Below are 4692 nucleotides of genomic sequence, written 5' to 3' on the forward strand. Positions count from 1 at the left end.
CACCCCGGGGTGCGGCGGCCCTTTCGCGTGCACGGGGGCGTTCGCGCACGTCAGGCCTTCGTCGTCGGATCCTTCCCGTACGGCACGGAGGACCGTTCCTCGTCTTCCGAGCCGGCGTCGGGGGTGACCCAGGGCAGGGCCGGGGCGGCTGAGGGGGTGCTCGCGCCGGTGCTCGTCCCGGCACGCTTCCTCGGCGGGTGCGGCAGCGGCACGGGCAGCCCCCTGCGACGGGCCGGGCGGGCCGCGTGGCCGGGGTGGCGAGGCCGTAGGTGGTCCACCACGGCCAGGCCGGCGCGGAACACCGCCGCCGGTACGACCAGGAGGACCAGGACCCAGAACAGGGTCACGCCCCAGGGGCGGCCGACGCCCCAGGGGTGTTCGGCGAGGACCTTGCCGCCGTACTTCAGGGACACCGTGTAGTCGCCGTGCGCCCCGGCCGCGAGTTCCACGGGCAGTTCGATACGGGCCTCGCCGCCGGGCCGGATCGTGCCGCGCCATCGCTGGTCCTGCCACTGCGGGGCGAACACGCCGTGCGCGGTGCCGACCTGGAAGACGGGGTCCTTCACGGGGGACGTGCCGACGTTGCCGACGGTGACCTCGAGGGTCCGGGCGGGCGGGGAGCCGAACCAGGTCAGCAGCCCGCCGGTGCCGCGCAGCCGGGTGTCCGCGAGCAGGGAGAGCCGCCCGCCGGACGGTTCCGCGGGCAGCGGCTCGACCGTGTGCCCGGCGACCTGGAGGGCCGCGTCGGCCTCGGCACCGGCTCCGGTCACCGTCGCCACGTGCACCACGCAGGGGCACGGTACCGGTGGCTCGACGACGGGCAGTGCGCGGCGGAAACGTCCTTCGGCGTCGGTGGTGACGGCCCGGCCGTCCGCGTTGGCGCAGGAGTTGGAGCCGCCGGTCACACCCCGGTCCGGCTCGGCCTGCCCGCAGACCAGCAGAGTCAGCAGGGCACGCGCCCGCCAGCCACTGCCACTGACGGTGACCGAACCGCCCGCCCCGGCCTGCGCCTTGGACAACTCGACCCGGGGCCGCTCCACCGCCCCGACGGGCCCGGCCCCCGCCAGAACCAGCAGAAACACGAGCAGAACCGACAGCGACAGGGATGGAAGACGAGCGACGCACGACATCGGCGGCTCCAGCGGTCGTCCGGGCGTGCGCACACCATCGGCGGCCCGAGCGGCCGACTCCAGCGGGCGTCCAGGGATGCGCACGGCATCCACAGCCCGAGCGGTCAGCTCCACCAGGCGTCCGGGGCGGACGTACAGCGTCGGCTCCAGCGGTCGCACGGGCATGCGCGCGGACCCCCGCACAGCGGCATACGCGCGCGCCCGCGCCAACGGCCGCGGCCGGCCGGGCCGCCGGTGGACGGCGTCGGCTTCGGCTTCGGCAGGTAGCCCGGGCGGGCGGGCCGCGTCGGCTCCTGCACACGTCCGGGGCATGCTCAGTGGCGGGCGCGGGCGCTCTGGTGACGCCGTGTCAGCCACAGGGCGCCCGCCGCGCCGGCGAGCAGGACCGTCCCGCCGAGGGTGCCGAGGGCTATGGCCGAGTCCTCGGGCCCGGTCCGCGGAAGCCCGGCGCCGGTGTCCGAGCCGGACCCGGAGCCGCCGCCCTGGGCGGAGCCGGTGCTGCCGCCGCCGCTCGCGGCCTTGACGTCGAGGGTCAGGGACGGGCCCGGGTCGTTCGTCGGAGTGCACGTGGTCGTCGTACCGAGCGCCTTGATGGTGAGCACGCCGGCCGTGAAGGTGACCTCGCCGCTCTTCTTCGGCAGGTACGTCCCGCTCAGGTCGTTGATCTTGATCGGGGTGTTGGCCGGGATGGCGGCGTCGTTGGCGGGGCCGGTCACCGTCAGGGTGCCGTCGTCGGCGCCGCCCAGGGCGATCGTGGCGCTCGGGGTCATCGCGCCCTTGCCCAGTTCGACCGGGCTGGAGGAGACACCCTTCTGCCAGGACATGGTGACCTTGTAGCCGTCGCCGTCCTCGACGCCCTTGATGTCGATGGGCGAGACGGCGCTCTTGTCGCCGATCGGCGTCTTGCACTGGTAGTTGACGTCGACGACCTCGGCCCGGGCCACGGGGGCGGCCATCAGCACCGCCGAGCCGGCCAGGGCCGCGGCGGACGCGAGCGCGGCGGTTCGATTCCGGTACGACACGGTGCCACTCCCCTTCCTGTTTCCTGACGGCGTATCAGATCGGGCCGTCAAGGTACGCCCGGGGCCTTGAGGAAGGAAGACACAGTGCGCGCCGGATCTGTGGCGATCCGGCGCGAGGTGAGTGACGTATGAGGGGATGTACGGCGGAGAATCCGTGGGCGCGGGGACCCGGTCAGGCAGGTGCGCCCAGTTCCGCCCACACCGTCTTGCCGGCGACTCCCGGCGTGCGCACGACGCCCCAGTCCAGGCACAGCCGCTGGACGATGAACATGCCGTGGCCGCCCGGACGCCCCGCCCGGTGCGGATTACGGGGGGCCGGCTGCCCGGTGCCCCGGTCGGCGACCTCGAGGCGGATCACCTTGTTGTCGCAGGTGATCCACAACTGGTCCGGCCCCTCGGCGTGCAGGCAGGCGTTGGTGACCAGCTCGGAGACGACGAGCAGCACATCCTCGGCGGCGGCCCGCTGGTCGGCGGAGGCGGCCGGCAGCCAGCCCCACGCGTACAGCGCCTGGCGGGTGAAGTCGCGGGCGAGCGGAACGACACCGCTCTCCCCGTCGAAGCTCAGCCGGCGCACCTGCCGTCCCCCCGGCGGCGCCGCGGCCCCGGACGGCGTGCCCACGCCCTCGCCGGACGCAGTGGCCGCCGGCACGCCACCCTCGGACGCCCCGGAAGCGCCGCCGGGCTCCGGCCCGCGGTCGCCCGGCGGGTAAGGCCGGGTGGTGCTCATCAGCGCTTCACCTCACCGATTCACCAGTTCACGATTCAAAAGATTCTGTACACAGTCAGTCACGCGGTGCGCGGCATATCGGTTTCGCGATGCCCCCGCCTCCCCGGCAGCCAACAGGTTCAGGATGTCTCCTGCCCTGGCGTCCCGACGGAACACCCCCGGATTCGGCACGAAAGGCGTGACGGGCATAGGACGTCGGTCACAGAGGGAAGGCCGAGGCTCGGCGCGCCGACGCACCGCCGCTCAGCTCGACTCGTCGGCCAGGGCCGCCTCGAGCGTGTCGTGGACGGTGAAGACCGCGTCCGCACCGGTGATCTCGAACACGCGCGCTACCACCGGCTGCATCCCGGCGAGGGTCACGCCGCCACCGGCGGCCTCCGCCTTCAGCCGTGCGCCGAGGAGCACATTGAGCCCCGTGGAGTCACAGAACTCCAGGCGTGCGCAGTCGATGACCAGGCGCTTGAATCCCTTGGCGAGGCAGTCCTCGAGTGGCTCACGCAACAAATCGGCGGTGTGGTGATCCAACTCACCCGCCGGGGTCACGACGGCATTAGAGCCCTCTTCCCGCACCTCCACCAGAAGCCGGCCAGACTGTGCGCTGCCGACCGTCCCGCGGTCCATGCCGTCTCTCTCTCCTGACGTCGAGGCTGCTTGCTGACGCCCTCGCACACTACGCCTTCCCGACGTGCTCCGACACCCGAACAACTACACACAAACGGACATATGCCCACAGAACGCACTTGCGGTGGGCTCGGGAAAGCGGGTAGGCCTAGTAAGGACACGTACCCGACACACGGCCGGCTTTGGAGGCGCCGCACACCGCAGTGCACGTAATTGGCTCCGGCAGCCTTATGCCGAGAACGATGGAGGACATCATGTCACCCCGGCTCGACGCATCGCGTACCCAGAAAGCGACGTCGACACCCCCTCCGGAACATCTGGATCCCATCGAGCAGGACGAGACGCTCGTCACACAGGACGACCTTCTCGCCGGACTTCCGGACATCCCCCCGTACGAGCAGGTCGGCGCGGTCGACGCACGAGCTCTGTCGAAGACCCTCTTCGAGCGCCTCGAAGCGCTGGAGGAAGGCACGCACGAGTACTCGTACGTCCGTAACACGCTTGTCGAACTGAACCTCGCGCTGGTCAAGTTCGCCGCTTCCCGGTTCCGCTCCCGCAGCGAGCCGATGGAGGACATCATCCAGGTCGGCACCATCGGCCTGATCAAGGCGATCGACCGGTTCGAACTCTCCCGGGGTGTCGAGTTCCCCACGTTCGCGATGCCGACCATCGTCGGCGAGATCAAGCGCTTCTTCCGCGACACCTCGTGGTCCGTGCGCGTCCCGCGGCGGCTCCAGGAGCTCCGGCTCGACCTGGCCAAGGCCGGTGACGAGCTGGCGCAGAAGCTGGACCGCGCCCCGACGGTGACGGAGCTGGCCGAGCGCCTGGGCCTGTCCAAGGACGAGGTCGTCGAGGGCATGGCCGCCTCGAACGCCTACACCGCCTCCTCGCTGGACGCCCAGCCGGAGGAGGACGACTCCGAGGGCGCGCTCGCGGACCGCATCGGCTACGAGGACCACGGACTCGAAGGCATCGAGTACGTCGAGTCGTTGAAGCCGCTGATCGCCGAACTTCCGCCGCGCGACCGGAAGATCCTTTCCCTGCGCTTCGTCGCGGGTCTGACGCAGTCGGAGATCGGCGAGGAACTGGGCATCTCGCAGATGCATGTGTCGCGACTGCTGTCGCGGACGCTGGTACGACTGCGCAAGGGGCTGACCGTCGAGGAGTGATCCTCGTGTGATCCCCACCGGGT

At 71.4% G+C, this 4692-nt stretch carries 5 protein-coding genes; 1 reads left to right on the plus strand and 4 read right to left on the minus strand.

Going from position 1 to position 4692, the window contains the following annotated elements; genetic code table 11:
• Positions 1 to 50: 50 nt before the first annotated feature.
• The 4 genes from ACFTZL_RS41275 to ACFTZL_RS41290 form a co-directional block, all read right to left on the minus strand.
• The gene (locus ACFTZL_RS41275; RefSeq protein ID WP_382594651.1) at positions 51 to 1130 is read right to left on the minus strand and encodes a hypothetical protein; all 1080 of its coding nucleotides are present in this window, start codon (positions 1128 to 1130) and stop codon (positions 51 to 53) included.
• A gap of 314 nt (positions 1131 to 1444) precedes the next feature.
• The gene (locus ACFTZL_RS41280; protein ID WP_382594639.1) at positions 1445 to 2152 is read right to left on the minus strand and encodes an LPXTG cell wall anchor domain-containing protein; all 708 of its coding nucleotides are present in this window, start codon (positions 2150 to 2152) and stop codon (positions 1445 to 1447) included.
• 172 nt (positions 2153 to 2324) lie between these two features.
• The gene (locus ACFTZL_RS41285) at positions 2325 to 2879 is read right to left on the minus strand and encodes an ATP-binding protein (RefSeq protein WP_382594642.1); all 555 of its coding nucleotides are present in this window, start codon (positions 2877 to 2879) and stop codon (positions 2325 to 2327) included.
• A gap of 243 nt (positions 2880 to 3122) precedes the next feature.
• Positions 3123 to 3500, minus strand: coding sequence for an STAS domain-containing protein (locus ACFTZL_RS41290; RefSeq protein ID WP_382594645.1), 378 nt, complete (start codon positions 3498 to 3500; stop codon positions 3123 to 3125).
• A gap of 242 nt (positions 3501 to 3742) precedes the next feature.
• Here ACFTZL_RS41290 and ACFTZL_RS41295 point away from each other — a divergent pair, with 242 nt between their 5' ends.
• Entirely contained in the window at positions 3743 to 4669 is a 927-nt protein-coding gene (locus tag ACFTZL_RS41295) for an RNA polymerase sigma factor SigF (RefSeq protein WP_382594648.1), read from the plus strand.
• Positions 4670 to 4692: the final 23 nt, after the last annotated feature.

This window comes from Streptomyces sp. NPDC056948 (genome assembly GCF_042674225.1).
Lineage (GTDB): Bacteria > Actinomycetota > Actinomycetes > Streptomycetales > Streptomycetaceae > Streptomyces > Streptomyces purpurascens.

Coding starts and splice junctions, on each gene's coding strand:
- ACFTZL_RS41275 (WP_382594651.1), bottom strand. CDS start 1,130: ATGTCGTGCGTCGCTCGTCTTCCATCCCTGTCGCTGTCGGTTCTGCTC.
- ACFTZL_RS41285 (WP_382594642.1), bottom strand. CDS start 2,879: ATGAGCACCACCCGGCCTTACCCGCCGGGCGACCGCGGGCCGGAGCCC.
- ACFTZL_RS41290 (WP_382594645.1), bottom strand. CDS start 3,500: ATGGACCGCGGGACGGTCGGCAGCGCACAGTCTGGCCGGCTTCTGGTG.
- ACFTZL_RS41295 (WP_382594648.1), top strand. CDS start 3,743: ATGGAGGACATCATGTCACCCCGGCTCGACGCATCGCGTACCCAGAAA.